Here is a 19,671-nt window from a genome sequence, read left to right as displayed (position 1 = left end):
GATTTTTGGTACGAAAGTGAAAACCACACTATGGATGGTTACAGGTTTAAGCAGTTTTAAGTAGTGTAAAGAACATAAATAAGCCTCAATAAAGAGGCTTATTTGTTTTATAAATTATTGATAATCAATATCAAAAATACACTCTTTCTTAAAAGCACCAGTTTGACCCATTACCCAACAGGAGCTTTTTTAATAATCCATACATCTAAAATCTCTTCTTTATAATTTTCATCGGTTTTTATAAAAAATTCTTCTCTTATATTTGTCATTTCAGGAAAATCAGCAGCTACTTCTGATGTAATTTCAGATAAAGATTCAATCTCATCTTCTGAAGGTCTTTCCTCAAAATATACTCTTAATATAAATTCATCATTTTTATATGCTATTGTGATAGCGCTCATATTGTTTGTTAGACAGCCAAGCAAAGCTCTTTGTACTGAAATAACATAGTTTGATTGTTTATACATTATAAATTTGGTCTTGAAGGAACTATATGCGCTCCTTTTTTACTATTATGGATTATTCCGTTTGTTGTCGATGTAGCTTCTCCTGTCTCTGGATTAATATAATTACCTATCTTTTTTCCAAAATTAACTCTTGTTTTAGTATCATTAATTGCACTAGAGCTTTCTACACTTCCGTTATGAAAATCATCTAATAAAGATTGTGGATCTTCAGTGATTGTACTTTTACCTTCTTGATAATTATTATGTCCCTCAACATGTTTACCTTGTTTCCCATTATGTATATCTTTAGAAACACTACTTTCTCCTGACGAATTATTATTACCTGAAGAAGAATTACTATTTCCATTCTGGGCATCTTCCTGCATGTTACTAATGGTATTTGCCATCATAACGCCACCAACAGTAAGTTCTACAGCGCCTTTAGCAAGTAATCCTCCACTAGCTGCAGCACCAATTCCTCCTACAGGAGCACCTACACCTGTAGATGCCGCAGCACCTGAAGCAATTAATCCACCTCCACCAGCGGTAGTACTTACTGCACCATCAACTAATAAAATTGTAGCAATTGCTAACGAAGCTCCATTTGCTTGCTTAACTCCTGTTTGAAACTTTTGAGTATTTCCTCCACTTCTTAGATTAGTTCCAAAAGTATTATCTATCATTCCTGCTAAAAAACCTTGTAGCTTCTCACAACACATTTCTACCTGATTCCCATCAGGATCTATATAAAGTATTGGATTGTTAAGCGCATAATTATATGGTGAAGTAGAATAATATTTTTCTGCCAGAGCATCAGGAGTGAACCATCGACCTACTCCAGGGTCATAAAACCTTGCTCCATAATCAAGTGTATTAAAATCTAACTCGTCTTGCTCTTCTTTTCCATTATATCCATAGTTATGATTTCTACCACGTAGCGTTTCATTAATCCCACGCATTTGTAATCCAAAAGGATAATAATTCTTCTCTTGTATGATCTCAGAAGTACTGATACTACCGTCTTTATCAGCATCTTTATAGGATAGTCTGATATTCCCTAAATGGTCTTTAAACTGATAGACATACTTATACCCATCGGCTTCAAATTCTACAATACCTTCTGCATGGTTAAAGAATTCTAATGTACCATTCTTATACACATAATTACCGGCATATTCTGTTGTCGATGAACTTCCCTCTGTTGTAATCTTTTTTAATTTTACCCCAGTGGCATCGTAAATATAGGTAATATTTCACTTGTTTAGTTAGCAAATATAACCAAGCACCAATTTGACCCACGTAGCAATACAAAACCCTTATTTAATAGGTTCTAAGCAATTTTAAGTAGTACAAACAACATAAATAAGCCTCAATAAAGAGGCTTATTTGTTTTATAAATTATTGATAATCAATATCAAAAATACACTTTTTCTCAAAAGCACCAGTTTGACCCATTACCTAACTATTGGATACAAATATATCTTTTATTTACATTTGCAACAAAACTATTAGATACTTATTTCACTTTTAATTACGTATTTTTGCCTTAAAGCGTTACTATTGTTGCTTTTTGTAACATTTAAACATATTCATGGATACAGGTAAGATCATAGAAGAACTTCGTAAAAAACATAATTTATCACAAACAGACTTAGCCAATAAGACTAATGTATCCCGTGTGATGATTGGTAAATACGAACGTAATGAAGCAATACCATCTATTGAAGCTGCTAAAAGTATTGCAGATGCTTTTGGGGTGTCTCTTGATTATTTGGTAGGTGAAGGTGTTAACGCTTCTTTTGATAAAAAAACAGTACAACGGTTGCAAGATATACAGAATCTAGACGAAGAGACGCAAAATATGTTGTTTAGATTAATTGATACCATCATTAGAGATACTAAAGCTAAAAAAGCGTACTCATAAAAAAACCACCCGAAGGTGGCTTTTTACTTATTCTGTTTTGACTTTTACTTTCTGTTCTTGGTCATCCCAATACAAAAGATGTTTATTCTCTTTATACCAGTCTTGCCAGTCATTTAAATTCTTAATGGTAGGAGTTTTTATATCTTCATATCCATCTCCTATATCAGATTTAATATTTGTTAGCTGTTCTAAGAACGTAATTGCTTCATCTAATCCATTGCCTTTAATTGTTTCTTCATTAAAATATCTTTTTAAAATATGAAGTTTAGATTCAAATTTATCAATGGCTTCTTTCTCTTGAGAAAGCCCTGTATTACAAGATAGAGTAACAATTAAAAGAATTAAAAAATAATATACTGTTTTCATAAATTATTGTTTTTTTCTTGGAACTACGTTCCCTTTTCTCACTTTATAACTTTCTGTTACTGTTTTACTTCCTTTTGTAAATTTAATAGAAGAATCATAAGAACGTTGATAATAAGTACTTGTTCCATATCTTTCTCTTTTCACAACTTTTGTTGCACTCCTATTAGAATATGTTTGTTCTCCTCTAGTATATCCCGTAATATTTTCTTCAGTCTTAAAAGATTTTTGATGAGCTCCCGTTCCTTCTTTATTTGTTCTTTCTGTATTGTCTAAAATTTGTTTTTCGTGTTGTTCGTTAATTTCGTGACCTAAAATAGAATTTTGATTTAGAGCTTCTCCTTCACCTATTGCATTAATGTCATCTATATCAATAGTCTCTTTAGTAAAATCCCCAAAAGTGATTTTATCAGAACTTTCAGTAACATTAATCTCGACAACTCCTTCAGCATCTACACTTTCCTTTATTGTATCGTAAAAGGCTTTTTGTTCATCTGTCTCCAAATCATCTCTTGATCCATTTAGGGTTACAAATCCATCTTCTCCAACAGTTGCGACACCTGCACCTAAACCAGCGTCTAGGTTGGATTGCACTTTATTTCTAGCTGATTCTGTATCAGTATTAAACTTTAGATCAAATACGCCTCGCCCATCAGGATCAACATAAATAATAGGATTGTTTAGAGTGTAATTATATGTAGAAACACTATAGTAGTATTCTGCCAAAGGGTCAATATTCATCCATCTACCTAAAGAGGCATCATAATTCCTAGCTCCATAATCCATCCAATCTAATCCTAGTTCTGATTGTTCTTCCTTACCATTATATCCATAGTTATGATTTCTACCACGTAGTGTATTATTATACCCAGAATGAGTCATACCGAAGGGGTAGTAGTTCTTCTCCTGCACGATCTCACTTTCCGTTATAGCACCATTCTTATCCGCATCTTTGTATGATAATCTGATATTCCCTAAATGGTCTTTGTACTGGTATACATACTTATACCCATCGGCCTCATGTTCTACAATCCCTTCTGCATGATTAAAGAACTCTAGCATACCATTCTTATACACATAATTACCGGCATATTCTGTTGTCGATGAACTTCCCTCTGTTGTAATCTTTTTTAATTTTACCCCAGTGGCATCGTAAATATAGGTAATATTTCCATTATGAGAAGCATTATTTACCGTTACTGTTTTAGGTAAGTTTAAATGGTTATAGGTAATCCCTGTAATCCCCTTGTTTTGATCCATAGTCATATTACCATTGGCATCATAGGTATAATCATCATTGGTATTGGTACCATCTTCAAACCCACTGGCTCCATCAATTTGTTCTTCTACAGTTAAGAGTTTATTCCCTGTATCATAAGTATAGGATAGGTAATCTAATGCCACATTTTCCTTTTTATGTCTTTTTAATGTTTTTAAATTACCGTTCTTATCATAAGTAATCCCAAAAACCCTAAACCAATCCTGTTCACTATTATCCTGATTATTATAATTTGCATCGGTAATTCGGTTTAAGGCATCATAACTGTATTTGTAATGTCGCGCTACATTATCATTTGCAGTTTTCCAAGTGGTTTCAGAGATATTACCATTAAACAACGCAGTAGCCCCATATTGTGGTGTATTATAATTGATCTTAAAAGCAAAAAGCTTGTTGCCAAGAGCAGTATTTGGATCGTTGATCTTAGTAAGCCAACCTCGTACATTATAGGTATAATCCACTTCTTGTAATCCTCCTCCAACTGTTTTAGAAGTTAACTGTCCTAGCTTATCATAAGTATTAGATACAATCAATTCTCCCGGGAATTCCTCATTCTGAATCTTAGCAAAGAAAGAAGTACTAGCCGTGGCTGCAAAATGAAACCCATTAGATAAGGTAATAGTATTACCCGCTACAGTAGTTGTAGTCTGGGTGATCGGTTGTGATAAGGTTACTGCTGGTGTAACCCCAGTATTATCCGTACAATTTACCCCAGAGGTGTCTTCTATACATTGTCTCTGGGTGAGCATTCTACCCATATCATCATACGTAAACGTATCTATCGTTACAATAGCAGCATTGCTGTCTTTGATGTGAGTAGTTTTGGTTTGTTTTACTTTGCCCGTAAAATCAAGATCACTTTCTACAATATCGGTAGTATTTAAATATTCATTTTTGCGAGCTACATAGATAGGTCTTGATTTTTTATCATAATAGGTAACTGTAGTTGTCCAATATGAGGTATCTAATATTTTTACTAAACTTCCGGTTGCCAATGTTTTGGTTTGATCTGAAACTGCTTCTCCATAAATAGTATTCGGTTTTATAAAAGTTTGCTGTGGAGTAGTTCCCAAAAATGCATAGTTATCATAGTAATTAATTGTTAATACCTCACCTGCAAGGACTTTTGGATAACCGCCATCAGTATAGTACATATCTACTCCTCCGATGCTAACCTTAGCTCCTCTAGTTACCCATAGCTCATCTACATGGCCATTTGCCTCGGTTTGTAATTGTTTACGATCTTTTCCTGTAATACTGATTTTACCGGTGTAGGCTACTCTTCCAAAAATATCATATTTGGTAAAGAGCCAGGCATTATCTGCTTTTAGGTTGGCATCCTGAGTTAGGATGGGTTGATCTAATTTGTTATAGACAATATACTCCCAATCCTTACCAGGGATTTTCTTTTCGATAAGTCTATTACGATTGTCATATCGGTATTGATAACAGAGTTCTGCAAGCTCACTCTGGCTTACCCCATCACTAGCCGCTACTTTAGGAGGGATTACATAGGTTAAATTCCCAAATCTATCATACACATAATAGGTATCATGCGCCTCGACTACGCTCGGCGCCCCAACATTGGCAAACGTTCTTTTTAAGATCACTCTACCCTGCTTATCCTTGTATTCTTTGGTCGTATGGTTATGACCATCTGCCGCAGTCCAGTTCTCATCTTTGGTGATGGTAACATACAACTGATTGGCAGGGTAAAAACCATCTTGTACTAAGGCCGGGGTTTCTGTATCACCAGGATTGGCAAAATTTACCTTAAAAGCAACCACTTCATTAGCCATATTGGTATCCCAATTAAATTTAATCGTATGATCTGTGTCACTATCTTTATTAGCTTTCCAATCCTTACCCGGAGCTCCCTGTTCTACTACTCTGTTAAGAGGAGAAGCTTCAAACACACTCTCTGAATAGGCATTAAAATCCTCATGCTCTTTTGCTACTCCAATAAAATCATCGGCGTATTTAGTTTCATAATACTGGTTAATATCATTAACAATATCAACATCTTTATAACTGCCAACGCTAGTATTCGACTCAAAAGGCAGGTATTGTTTGTCTTGCCTGCCATACTCATCATACCCGATATGGGTTACAATATCTTTACCATCGGGTGAAGCTTTGATCGCTATTTGCTGTTTTGTTCTGCCCAATCCATCAAAATAAGTAACACTCTCTATCACATCTTTATTATAATGTAGCTCATCTGGTGAGGTCATGGGCTTTTGATACACCCGGGTAAACACATAATTCTCATTAGAGAGATGAAGCTGGTGAGGAATAAAAATACAGCCTTGTTGGGGGCCTGATTTTTCTGGACATTGATCATTATTATTCAATACATACCCCGCAGGTTGGATACACTGTTGTTTTAAAACATTAGGATCCCCAAAACCATCGCCATCGGTATCGGCATACCAAACCGTATTAGGGTGGATAGCAGCACTACCATCATCACAATCTCCCAGGGGTTTTACCGTTAAACTATAGCCGCTACCTGGGTGAGCACATTGGGTTTTGGTCGTACTGGCAAAACCATCACCATCACTATTCTTATACCAAACTGTATTCGGATGGATTGCAGCATTACTATCATCACAATCCCCTAAGGGTTTTACCGTTAAACTATATCCAGTTCCGGGATTGGTACATTGGGTTTTGGTCGTACTGGCAAAACCATCCCCATCACTATTCTTATACCAAACCGTATTAGGATGGATAGCTGCATTATTATCATCACAATCTCCCAGTGGTAATTCTTCATAGGTATACTCTGCTCCCGGATTGATGCATTGCACCTTAGAGGTACTGGCAAAACCATCACCATCACTATTTTTATACCAAACGGTTTCGGGGTGGATATTAATGTTATGATCATTACAATCTCCTACCTTTTGTGTATAGCCGGTTGGTTGGCTACATTGTCTCTTTACCGCTCCCAAATCAGAGGCCGTTCCCCAGCCATCACTATCACCATCAGGATACCAAATCGTATTGGGGTTTAAATCACTATCGCCATCATGACAATCGGTAACCGGTAGTACTGTACGGGTATATCCTGCTCCGGGGCTACTACATTGCTTTTTTGTTGCAATCGCAAAACCATCCCCATCACTATCCTTATACCATACTGTATTAGGGTGTATGGCACTGCTGCCATCATTACAATCACTACTATTGGTTACATATCCAGAGGGTTGTACACTGCGATAGGTGCTTATACCAGGATGACCATATCCATCGCCATCGGCATCTCTATAAAAATGTCGAGGAGCAATATTGGTAATCAGACTGGTACTGTCATCACGATCACTATTATTGGTCACATAACCAGAAGGCTGTACACTACGATAGGTTACTATATTGGGATTACCCCAACCATCTCCATCGGCATCTCTATAAAAGTTCTTGGGTGGGATATTGGTAATCCATTGATTATTATCATTAATATCTCCGTATTTAGAAACATATCCACTGGGAATAGTAAGCTGACAGGTTTTGTTGTTATAATCTCCCCAACCATCACCATCGGCATCACGGTAGGAAGTAATACCACAATCTCCCAGAACAGGATCTCCACCCCCAAACTGGGAGAACATCATTGTACTGCTCATCATTACAATAAGCATTATTATATACTGTTGTATTTTAGTATTTCTCATTGTTTTTCTTATTTTTTATACCCGTATTTGTTCTCTGAAATCAGCTTTCCGGCATCATCCTTTACATATTCCAATCTATTGAAGGTATCATAGCTATAATGCATAGTATATCCTTTGGGATCGGTAACAGAGGTTACCCCTATCAGTGGGTCATAGGTATAGGAAGTGATCTGTGCACCTGCAAAATAAGGATGTGCCCGAAGCTGAACCACCAGATCTCGCATGTTTTGCTCTTTTGCGGTAGTATCTTCACTGTTTGAAACCGTTTTTAACTGATCAATCAAACTCGTTACTGCTGCTGGCATACCCGTATAACTGGACTTTACAACCTTGGCAATAGGAAAACTATCCTGATACCCCCAGATATAAATAAGGTGACTCCCTTCTGATTGTTTTACCTCTAAGGGATTCCCTTTGGCATCATAAGAGAGGTATTCGATACGATCTTCCAGAGCCCCTCCCGATTTAGAGGCTTGAATCGCCTTGGGTAAGGTCATACCATTCCAAACCTTATATGTAGTACGTTGTACACTTACTTGTTGACCCCCTACCCAGGTTTCTTGCTGGATAGGCGCTCCTATACGATAACCACTACTCTTTTTAAGAGTACCAATTGCGGTGTACTCCTCGGCAGTAAGAGGTGCTCCCAGAGCAGTAGCAGAGGTTACATCATCTGCAAAAAAGCGTTTAGAGGTTATGGTCTCTCCAAAGCTATTGGTAGTGGTAGTTGCTATAGGGATGGTTCTCCCCTGATACCCTATATCATAACTATACTGAGTCGTCGTTTTTACATCTCCCGATGGGTAATATATTGTCTTTTCTGTACCAGAGGGTAAATACCGTTCACTGATGTTATCATATCTTGCATGTTCATTAAGATCTCCAACCTTACCCATCATCAGGTTTTGCGTTCGTAAATCATCGGTAGGGCTATAGATCGTTTTTGTGGCTTCAGCTATGGTAAACTTACTTGTTGATTTCTCATATCGATACTGTTTCTCTTCTAATAACTGCCCTCTACGGTGTGAATAATCTGTTGCAGGAACCATCAAATGGCCAATACCATCAAATACATTAGTAGCATTAATACTCCCATCTGCACTGTAGCTATAGATGTATTGGGTTTTTCCATTTTCCTGCCCCTGAGTATACTCGGTAACATTAGTATAATTTACATGAGAACCACCCTGACCATTGAGTGGAAAAATTGCATTTGACCGTAAAACATCCTGGCTACAGTCACTAAAAGGGATCCTACGCGATACAAAAACTGGAGGGTTTAAAGACCTACCACTAGATACTGTAGCATCATCAAACTTTTGATAGTCATATTTTTTGCTGTTAATCATGGCATTATCATGATCCATAAACTGGATTTCTTTTATCCGTAAGCCTCCAACTATTGCCTCATTAGCCTGGCTTGCATTAATGGCTATTTTTTGAGTAAAAGCAATACTCACAGTATTCCCCGTTTGAAATGGACCATTTTCAATTTTTATAGTATAGCTACCAGCAGATAAACGCTCAATACCGGTCTCATTGGCGGTATTAAAAGTCGTTATAATAGCATCGTCTTTATATAAACGTATCGCCGGGCAATCGTTGTTACTGTATTGACAGGAGGTTTCTGCCTCTACACTATAATGTGCATCAGTAGATTCACTAAGGGTAAAGGTGGTAGAAAAAGTAGCCCCGGATTGTGAAGCGTCGTTATGCAACTGGGCTCCTGGGATTTGTTGGTCTACCATTTTGGTTCCTATAAAAAAATCTTGATTCCCTGATAAGGTATTGGATTCAAAAATAAACTTGCTTTTTCCTCCTGTAGGATAAACGATCTCTTCTAACAATAAGGCCTTGGTATGCAATTCGCTTACTGTTCTATCTGCTCCTTCTACCTCTACAGCAGAAGTATAAGGAACATATACAATACCAGGGTATAGTTTAGCATTATTTGCTCCATTATAATACCCCCATAAATCCTGTGAAAACGAAAAACGCTCTGGTAATTGATGAGCCTGGTTATAGGTAAAACGATGAATTTTATTGTCTGTACTACCTTTTTGTTGGGTGATCGTTTTAAGATAAAGGCGCTTGGTACGCTGATCTGTATCCCCATAATTCAATAAATGCTCCATACCACCAGCAGAAGTAAAATAGCCTTGTTCCAACACATATCGATCAATAGTAACATTGTTGCTATCTAACAGTTTGACCCCGGTAAGCGCTTTGTCATTTTTAAGATCTATACGAGTATCATTATATTCTAAAACAATACTGCCTTGAGTAGTCGTGATAGACGATAAATAGGTAGGGGTATACTTATCTTCTGTCAAAGAAACAGGCTCTGCAGTACTGCTACTACACGATGATCCAACCCCTATTAAATTTTTACTTTGCCCCGTTATATTCCAATAGGTAATCTGCTGAGTCCCCCTGGTATAGTTAAAATTAATTTGATTCCCACGATAATCAGAAATCTGAGTTAAGTACCATCCCGTAGTATGTACACTAATTTTTGAAGGTAAATTAGTCGCTTGCGAAAAAAAACGGGTCTCCTTGATTTCAGCTACCTGTTGAGTAGTTCCCGGAATGACTCCAAAACTATAGAGCACTCCTTCTGGGGTGGTCACCTGCCATCCTGAAATGGTAATCCCATCCCGAAGCGCCACAACCTTTAAATCACTCTTTTGATGCATAACGATAGTACCGTTCTGATTAAAAAAGAACTTGCCTGACAACCCGGCTACATTGATATGGTAGACATCTGATTCAAAGTCCTGGTTGTCTGATAAGGTGGATTGAAATAATTGTGCTCGCCCATTGGCATCCTGGGCAAAATAATGATCTATTGTGTTACTGGTATTAATAAAGCCTTCGGTGTGATCATCGGCAATACCGCGAACCTGGCGGGAGATCATACCGCCGCCATGAAGTGACCAGCCCAATCCCACTCGGGAGGCCATCTCACCTACTCTAATCCCTGAAGCATGATAACTCACAGAAACCGAAGCACTCAGCATTCCCTCGGAGATACTGGCCAGCGGAATCGAAATATTAGGAGTACCTGTAAAAAGACTCACAGGCACATCTAGATACTTACCCATAGCGGCTACCTCTGGGGTAGGAGGAGCCAGATCTGGTAACTCCTGACCCGCCATCAAAGCACTCAGCATAAAAACAAAGAATAAAAGTTGTTTTTTCATAAAAATAATTTTTGTAAGGATTGAATTGTTCAATTACTTACCCCTGGTAAACTCCTAACTAACTATGAAAACAAACCAGAAACTCTATACTGGTAAAGTCATCTTTAGTAAGCGTCTAAAAACACAGGTAAAGCATTATAAATGAACTTGTTTTTTGTTTTTTTAATCGTATTCCCAATGCAATAGTAAAGCATCCCAGTTTCGTTTTTCGGGACTGAGAATGTAAGAATTGTTAAAATTATGTTAAATAAAATTAGAAGGGTTTTCTGCACCAAGTATCTGGTTTCAGGTATCAGGTGTCAGGTTTGGGTTAATCGTTCTCTTAGCTACCCTATAAAAGGATTAAGAATATTCGTTTTTCGATCTTTTGTATAGAACCCAAAAGTAAAATCAACGAGCTCAGCGTATACAAAACTTTGTACTGTGATGTCGTACTCAATAGGAGCATTTAAACTTTTCATTGTATTAATAATGCGGTATAGTTTGGTTTTTGAGATTCCTAATTTAGAGGACAATTCTTCTGGTGATCCTGTTGCTTGCAATCGAATAAGCTGATCAATACGTTCTATAAGCTCGATCTGTTTGATAATACTATTCATAATGAGTTGCAGATTAAACCCAGATAATGCATTAGAACTTTGATATCAATGCTAAAAATGTAAGGAAAGATGTTTTCTAAACATCGACATAACCTCAATATGCTTTTTCTAAAAGCATATTGACATGTTATATTTTGCTATACGTTCAACACAGCATGCATTTCCTAATACATTATCTAAGGTAAAGTAATGAGAATATTAGTCATTGTTTAATGCAATTATGGGGTAGTTTACATTGAACTCATCTTGAGTATTGCTTTTGCTTACAAAATTCACATTTTCTACCCTAATTTTGCTATTTTTTTCAACGTAGCTAAGGCTATGCTGAAAAAAATTAACTTCATTATGGCACAAAAGCCAAACTTTTCGGCTTAAAACCACTACTCAAGATAAATTCATTAGGTACGTAATGGAGCTAAAAAAGGTATTTTGTTATATACATCCTTTTAGGATATTTGCTATAAATCTGTTTCTTTTGGTATCCTTTGTAATGGTTCATCTTACTATTTTTTTGTTTCCTCAAATGTACGGTTACGACCTAATCAAAAACAAGAAAAGTAAGTCGACATTTATCAAATACGACTTACTTCACCATACTTAAAATACTGATTTAAATATACTTAAATACAAATCTTATTTAAAGACTGATATTTTAAGAAAAGTATAAATTCGAGAGATTTTCATGATAAAATAAGAAAAAAATGATGCTAATGCATCATTTTTTTTAAAGTCACATGCTACAATTTTAATTGTAGTTCAGGTAAAATTTATATTTTGAAAGTGGGATAAAAATTTTAAGTAGAAAGAATATCAGAAATGCGAAGTAATTCTTTATTAATTTCGTGGCCTTCTTTTAGGCCAACATCAAAACTGGTTGCCGTAATTTCATTATTAATAATCCCTACCATTACATTTTTCTCTCCGTCAAGAAGTAATTCTACTGCTTTAACGCATAATCGGCTAGCGAGTGTTCTATCAAAACATGATGGGGAGCCACCGCGCTGCATATGCCCTAAGACAGTGACTCTTACTTCGTAATCTGGTAGGTTTTCTGTCACATAGTCTGCCAGTTCATATACATTTTTTCCTGTTTTATCGCCTTCACTTACCACAACTATACTCGACGATTTACCCGATCGCTTACTGCGTTTTAGTGACTCTAATAATCGATCAAGCCCTAAATCTTCTTCGGGAATTAAAATTTCTTCTGCTCCTGCTCCTACTCCACTATTTAGAGCAATAAACCCAGCATCACGCCCCATTACCTCAACAAAAAACAATCGATTATGTGAACTGGCCGTATCTCTTATTTTATCTATCGCATTGATCACTGTATTTAAAGCAGTATCATAGCCAATCGTATAGTTTGTTCCTGCAATATCATTATCTATAGTACCGGGAACACCAATAACAGGAATATCATATTCTTCGCTAAAAATCTGTCCTCCTCTAAACGTCCCATCACCGCCAATAAGAACCATAGCCTCTACTCCTATTTTTTTAAGCTGATCTGCTGCTTTTTTTCTTCCTTCGGAAGTTTTAAAATCTACAGAACGGGCAGATTTAAGTATTGTTCCTCCTCTACTAATAATATTGCGAACGCTTCTGGCATTCATTACGGTATAATCTCCTTCTATCATCCCCTGGTATCCTCGATAAAACCCTATGCATTTCACATTATAATAAGCGCATGCTCTCGCAACAGCACGTATTGCCGCATTCATTCCGGGAGCATCTCCTCCCGAAGTCATAACACCAATGGTTCTTATCTCTTTTGCCATAATTAGATATTTAGTCGATAAATTGATCTGTAGTTGAAACAAAATCTTTGCTCAACAGATTAGTTGTTTTTCTCGGTAAAGTTAATAAAATTCGGAGTTTCAATTTTAGTCGTATCCTTAGGTTTTGCAATAGAATCTTTCGCTTTTTTATTTTTAAAAATCTTAGTCCATAACTCATTAAAATTATCAAAATCAACCGAGTATGAAAGTCCAATCCCTTGTTCATATCCCTGATTTCCCGAGCCGACAAATTGAATTGTATTTTCTCTATTAAAAATCTTTCCTCTCAGCGATCCGTCTTCATTAAAAAGGTATTCTACCTCAACATCTCCAACAACACTAGATTCGTTAACTCCTCCGATAGGAACTCCTACTCGTCCGTTAATCAGAATTCTATTACTAATCTGGGTAGAAAGCGTTAGTCCAAACTGATCTGCATCTTCCTGATCTAAGCTTTTAACACCCTGAACGTAATTTAACCCTACCTGAAACTTATCATCCTTATCAGAGAAAACATTATTAAAAAGGTTGGATGCTCTTTCTGCCACCAAACCACCAGTAAGCGCATTGGCATCAAGGGTTCCGTTATAAAACTGCCCAGAAGAGACCAAAGAGAGTGCTTGTAATTCTTTATTAGACTGATCACTTAGTTTATAATCCAACTCACTTTTTATCACAGAGCTTAAGTTCGGGAATTCTATATTAAAATTAACATTGGGTTGAATTAATTCTCCCTGAAGATCTATAACTACTTCTACCGGGATTTTACGATTTATAGAAGAGTTTTCTAACAATATTGCAGGGTTTGCTTCTGTCTTGTATACTGCACTAAGATCCAAAAGCGCTCTTGTAGGACTCCCATCCCAGTTAATTGTTCCTCCTTCTCTAACAGTAAACAGTTTTTCTACAAAGGCTCCATATCTAAAATTATATGTTCCCTCATAAGCTACAAAATCACCCCACATATTAAATTTACCATTGGTATTAATCTCAATAAGTAATGTCCCGGCTCCGCGTCCTTTTAACGAACTCCCTGTACTTTTATCTACAACGACCTCTACTTCGGCATTATTATTTACATCAAGTTCAAAATTAAGCTCTAGTCCTTTTATTTCGTCTAGTATAATTTCTTTTCCTTCTAATCGGGCTCGTTTCTCCTCTGGGCTTAAAAAATGGATATATGAATTATCTCCTATAGATTCTGTTTCGTTTAACGGGATTTTAAAAATAGTGCCTCTTTCGGTCGTTGCATTAACATCAATAACCAGTTCATCGGTTGGTCCTTTAATAGTTGCTTCGCCACTAATAAAGCCGGTACCATAATACAAGGATTCTTCGTCTTCTTCGGTATCCAAAACCAGGAGTCTTTCATTAGCCAATACTTCTAATCCAAGTTCCCATTTAGAAAATCTTCGATGTGCAATATATCCTCCCAGAATACCTTTGGTTTTATATTTTGTATCTGTAATATCAACATTATCAAAGTTAAAACGTTGTTCTTTTAAAATAACTTTAGAATTATCGTCTAAATCGAGATCAATATTGAGATAGGGTACTGTAAGTCCGACCTGATCTAATGTTAATACTCCATCCATAGAAGGGTTTTTATAGCTGCCCGATATTTTTGCTTCTCCCGAAACAAATCCCCGTATATTGGTAAGCACGATTCCCCCGAGTGCACTAAATTCTGAAATATCGAAATCATCTAATTCTAGATCTACATCTATTGATGGATTCGTTTTTGAAACATTAATTCCTCCTATGGCTGATAATGTTTTTTGTTTTTGATTGTTAATCAACCTCGTATTCACGTTATATTGAGTAAGATCTTCGTTTCCGGAAACATTAAATCTTAATTCTCCCAGCAGTGTCTTATTAACTTCTAAATCCCGAATTACTACAGTAGATGTTGGAAAATAGCCGCCGTTTTCCTGAAGAACCGATAATTCTCCATCTACTCTACCCTTAAAATTTAAACTATCAATCCTGGGTGTTATTTTATTGAGATCTACATTTTCAAAGGTTGCTTTTAGATCTTTATAATCTTTACCTCTGGTAACTCCATTAAGTTTGATCTCTTCATCCAGGTAACTAAAGATTACCGATCGTATATCTATATTCTTAAAATCATTATCAAAAATAATCTTATTGTTTGATTTACTCTTTTCTCTATTGGCATACCAGGTATGGCCTTTATATGTAAAATCAGATTTTTTTATCCCTACTACAGAGTTATTATCTTCGTTTATAGTGTGGTAGAACTCCAGGTTAAAATTGTCCTTATTGTTTTCTCCTCCCTTAAATTCTGAGTGCATAAATAAGGTGTCTTTTAAGGTTACATTAATCAAACTAAACTCAGAAACATCATAATATTTTGAATCAATACTATCAATAGCGATATAGGTATTAAATAATGGGTTTTTATTATCTATCTGGATATCGACATTCTCCATAAAATTATCAAAAGCCTGAATCAATGGTGATTTAAACGTAAGTTTAAACTCTGATTCATTACTCTCTACTTTTCCTTTAATACTGGTATTTGGTGCAAATTGAACTTCTGGAAAGAATACATCAACTATTTTATTATAAATATTGAAATTAAACTCCATAAACTCATCATCGGTAATCTCTGTGGCTTCAAAATTGGTATACAGGCTTCCTATAGAATTTCTAAACAGGTCATATACATTTTCGAACCTAAAAATTCCTTTTACATTACCCTCTACAATATCTGGGCTATTGATTGTAATGGTACGTATATTCTTATCATCAAAACTTGAAGCGATCTCAAAATCTTCAAAATAAAATCCTGCATCCTGATTGGTATACAGTGTTTTTTCAAAAGCAATAGTACCAAAAGCATCATTGATCCCCGTTCCTTTCATATTCATGTATACATCGCCATTAAAAACAGAAATACTATCTCGGGTGAATAAGTTTAGTTTATTAAGATCCATATGATCTACATAAGCCTTAAAATTGTAATTGTGTATTTCTTGTGATAAATCAGCTACCCCATTAAAACTAAATCTTATGTTAGGATCTCTAGAATTAAGATTACCGTCAAATACACGGTCTTTAAGGTTTCCTTGAGCTTTTAAATCTGTATATGTATACCCATTAAAGTCAAGTTTACTAATATCTCCTTCTATCTTAGTATCCAGGCTTTTTAAAGTAAAACCTGTTCCGTCTACATGAATATCAAAAACAGAATTTCCTATTGATTTTCTACCTAATAGCTGACCTACATTAAAATTATTAGAAATAATATTTCCGTTATAGGATGCTCGTTCTATATCATTAAGGTTTTCTAGCAAAACAAAAGCATTAATCTTCCCTAATTGTGAAAACAGATCCATATCTATATCTACAGCTTTTGTAGTTACAATAGCATTTCCAACGGCGCGTACACTACCAAATTGATATAATTGCCGTGGTAAAGAGGTGCCTAGCACATCTGGTAATAAATTCACCAGATCATAATAATTACTGGTTAAGTTTTTAAAATCTCCTTCGAGCTCAAATTTTGTGGCGTCACTTACTGCATTTTTAATTCTTATATTTCCTTGTATTATAGATCTATCTAATCCCGATATGTTGGCATTAACTATTTTAAAATCATTAAGCACTCCTCTAACCGATGTATTTTGCATTCTAAGCATTTGGTTTTTTCCAAATTCGCGGTAAAAAGGAATCAAATCATTGGTAGAAATAGTCGCCTTATCAAAATCTGCAGTAATATTTACCTTATTTTCAAAATCGTTTAACCCTCCAACATCATAAGAGAATAGAATTTCACCTTTGATCTTAGAATCTTTAGTCTCTATAACCAATTCCTGAAACTTCATATCTGTAGAAGTTATCGTAAAACAGGTTTGAAGTTTGGAGACATCTAATCCTCTAAAATCTTTAAATGATAGGGCATCAATAGTAATATATACATCATCGCCGTCTACCAAAAGGCTCTCTGCATCAAGAACAATATCGGTATACTCTACGGCTTTCGGGTTTCTTAAATTCTCATTGGTAAAACTATATTTTCCTCGCTGCAGGTCTATATTTTTTGTTGAAAGGATAAATTTTTCTCCAGAAGGTGGTTTTTTCCCTGTATTGAATTTTCTAACAAACGTCATCAGGTTATCACTACTTTCATCTTTATATATTTTCATATCAAAGACCAGATCTTCTATAGAAACTTGTCCCAACTCGGGTCTGCCTTTGGTTATTTGTGTAATACTTCCTATCGAAGTTTTTATACTCCCGGCATATATTAATGTATCCTGATGATGGTCTCTGACTAAGATTTCCTCGAGATATACATTACCTGCATAAGTCAATCCTATTCGGTCAATATGAATATCAACACCATAGGTTTCATTAAGATAATTGGTAACTTTTTCTGCAAAATATGTTTGAACTGCAGGAATAGAAAACAACACTACCAAAAATGCAAATAGCGACAAAAGGACAAGAAATGTCCTTAACAATATTTTCCTAAATTTCCTGATACGTTTTATTGTTTTAACTTTGTTGACAATATTAACAATTTCTATGCCCTTTTCCTCATAATGAATCCACAAAAAATATACATCCTCGGTATTGAGTCTTCATGCGATGATACTTCTGCTGCTGTATTATGTAATGGACAGGTTTTATCCAACGTTGTTGCATCGCAAAAAATACATGAGTTATATGGTGGTGTTGTGCCCGAATTAGCCTCTAGAGCACATCAGCAAAATATTGTTCCAGTAATCGATCAGGCAATTAAACAAGCAAATATAAAGAAAGAAGATTTACATGCTATTGCTTTTACCCGAGGTCCCGGGTTAATGGGATCTCTATTAGTGGGTACTTCATTTGCCAAGTCATTAGCCCTGGCTCTGGATATCCCATTAATAGATGTTAATCATATGCAAGCACATATTTTGGCTCATTTTATTGAAGAAGATGAATTTGATATCCCAGAATTTCCTTTTTTGGCAATGACAATAAGTGGCGGACATACACAGATTGTTAAAGTTAATGCACATTTTGATATGGAAATTATTGGTGAAACTATCGATGATGCTGTTGGAGAAGCTTTTGACAAAAGCGCAAAGATATTTGGATTACCATATCCTGGCGGACCATTAATTGATAAATATGCACAGATGGGAAATCCAAAAGCGTTTCCTTTTCCTAAGCCAAAAGTTGGTGATCTCAATTTTAGCTTTAGTGGGCTTAAGACTTCTGTTCTCTATTTTGTTCAGAAAAAAATAAAAGAAAACCCTGATTTTGTAGCCGAAAATCTTAATGACATATGTGCCTCTCTACAGTATACAATTATTAATATCCTAATCGATAAACTTAAAAAAGCTTCTAAACAAACCGGTATTAAAAGTATTGCAATCGGTGGCGGTGTTTCGGCAAATTCTGGAATTAGAAAAGCACTAAAAGAAGGAGAACAAAAGTATGGATGGAAAACTTTTGTTCCCAAATTCGAATATACTACAGATAATGCTGCAATGATCGGGATTGTAGGTTATTTAAAATACCTGAAGAAAGATTTTACTGATATGAGTGTCGTAGCCAAAGCTCGAATACAATTCTAATCTATAGCATTATATAAATATATAACCTGATTTTTGACCATAAAATATAAAATGCAATTATTCTATAACCATACTTTAACAACATCTAGTAGTGAAATAAAATTTTCGAGAGAAGAAAGCAAACATATTGCTAAAGTATTACGAAAAAAGGAAGGAGATCAATTGCATATTACCAATGGTTGTGGTTTTTTATTTATTGCTCGCATCACATTTTCTAATCCATCTCAATGTATTGCCAAAATTGAAAGCTATAAGCAACAACAGCATAGAAAGTATAAAGTACATCTGGCTGTAGCTCCTACTAAAATGAATGATCGATACGAATGGTTTTTGGAAAAAGCTACTGAAATTGGTATCGATGAGATTACTCCTGTTATTTGTGATCACAGTGAGCGAAAAATCGTCAAGGCAGAACGATTCGAACGTATCCTACAAAGTGCGATGAAACAATCGCTGCAATGTTATTTACCAAAGCTAAACCCTGCTATTACATTTTCTGAGTTTATAAAACAGGAAAATGAAGATCAGTTATTAATCGCACATTGCGAAGAAACCAAAAAGCAATCTTTAAAAAGTGTTCTTCTGCCAGAAGTAAATACCACCATTCTTATCGGTCCCGAAGGAGATTTTTCGACAAAAGAAATTGATATAGCATTAAGTTCGGGATACACACCGGTTACATTGGGAGAAACCCGATTACGTACCGAGACTGCAGCAATCGTTGCAGTACATAGCATAGCTTTTATAAATAACTAAATGAGCTACCTCAAGATAATAGAAGCAGCTCATTTTTAATTATTTAATT

At 35.6% G+C, this 19,671-nt stretch carries 11 protein-coding genes; 3 read left to right on the top strand and 8 right to left on the bottom strand.

What is annotated here, in order from left to right:
* Window positions 1–170 precede the first annotated feature (170 nt).
* Entirely contained in the window at window positions 171–401 is a 231-nt protein-coding gene (locus DK441_RS21565; RefSeq protein WP_109852626.1) for a hypothetical protein, read from the bottom strand.
* Window positions 402–466: 65 nt separating this feature from the next.
* On the bottom strand, window positions 467–1,606 hold the full coding sequence (locus tag DK441_RS21560) for a polymorphic toxin type 50 domain-containing protein (RefSeq protein WP_109852624.1): 1,140 nt from the start codon (window positions 1,604–1,606) through the stop codon (window positions 467–469).
* A 431-nt stretch (window positions 1,607–2,037) separates the two neighbouring features.
* On the opposite strand from DK441_RS21560, the gene DK441_RS21555 reads away from it, so the two are divergent.
* Window positions 2,038–2,370, top strand: a complete 333-nt coding sequence (locus DK441_RS21555; protein WP_109852622.1) for a helix-turn-helix domain-containing protein — start codon at window positions 2,038–2,040, stop codon at window positions 2,368–2,370.
* A 27-nt stretch (window positions 2,371–2,397) separates the two neighbouring features.
* Here DK441_RS21555 and DK441_RS21550 read toward each other — a convergent pair whose 3' ends face one another.
* From DK441_RS21550 to DK441_RS21525, 6 genes are all read right to left on the bottom strand, one after another.
* Window positions 2,398–2,736, bottom strand: coding sequence for a hypothetical protein (locus DK441_RS21550; protein ID WP_109852620.1), 339 nt, complete (start codon window positions 2,734–2,736; stop codon window positions 2,398–2,400).
* Window positions 2,737–2,739: 3 nt separating this feature from the next.
* The gene (locus DK441_RS21545) at window positions 2,740–7,689 is read right to left on the bottom strand and encodes a DUF6443 domain-containing protein (RefSeq protein WP_109852618.1); all 4,950 of its coding nucleotides are present in this window, start codon (window positions 7,687–7,689) and stop codon (window positions 2,740–2,742) included.
* Between the two features lie 8 nt (window positions 7,690–7,697).
* Complete coding sequence (locus DK441_RS21540; protein ID WP_160112222.1) at window positions 7,698–10,892, bottom strand: hypothetical protein; 3,195 nt, start codon at window positions 10,890–10,892, stop codon at window positions 7,698–7,700.
* A 326-nt stretch (window positions 10,893–11,218) separates the two neighbouring features.
* Complete coding sequence (locus DK441_RS21535; protein ID WP_109852613.1) at window positions 11,219–11,491, bottom strand: DNA-binding protein; 273 nt, start codon at window positions 11,489–11,491, stop codon at window positions 11,219–11,221.
* A gap of 794 nt (window positions 11,492–12,285) precedes the next feature.
* Window positions 12,286–13,272, bottom strand: a complete 987-nt coding sequence (pfkA, locus tag DK441_RS21530; RefSeq protein WP_109852611.1) for a 6-phosphofructokinase — start codon at window positions 13,270–13,272, stop codon at window positions 12,286–12,288.
* A gap of 59 nt (window positions 13,273–13,331) precedes the next feature.
* A complete protein-coding gene (locus DK441_RS21525) occupies window positions 13,332–17,738 on the bottom strand; it encodes a translocation/assembly module TamB domain-containing protein (RefSeq protein WP_235015800.1) in 4,407 nt (1,468 codons plus the stop codon).
* A 105-nt stretch (window positions 17,739–17,843) separates the two neighbouring features.
* Between DK441_RS21525 and tsaD the strand changes: the two genes are divergently transcribed.
* Window positions 17,844–18,866 carry a tRNA (adenosine(37)-N6)-threonylcarbamoyltransferase complex transferase subunit TsaD gene (gene tsaD / locus DK441_RS21520; protein WP_109852608.1) on the top strand — a complete coding sequence of 341 codons (1,023 nt, stop codon included), beginning with the start codon at window positions 17,844–17,846 and terminating at the stop codon, window positions 18,864–18,866.
* A 51-nt stretch (window positions 18,867–18,917) separates the two neighbouring features.
* Window positions 18,918–19,622, top strand: coding sequence for a 16S rRNA (uracil(1498)-N(3))-methyltransferase (locus DK441_RS21515; RefSeq protein ID WP_109852606.1), 705 nt, complete (start codon window positions 18,918–18,920; stop codon window positions 19,620–19,622).
* Window positions 19,623–19,671: the final 49 nt, after the last annotated feature.

The organism is Aquimarina sp. AU58 (genome assembly GCF_900312745.1).
Classification (GTDB): domain Bacteria; phylum Bacteroidota; class Bacteroidia; order Flavobacteriales; family Flavobacteriaceae; genus Aquimarina; species Aquimarina spinulae.
Note: the sequence above shows the minus strand (reverse complement) of the source record. Positions and strands in the feature narration are given on the sequence as shown.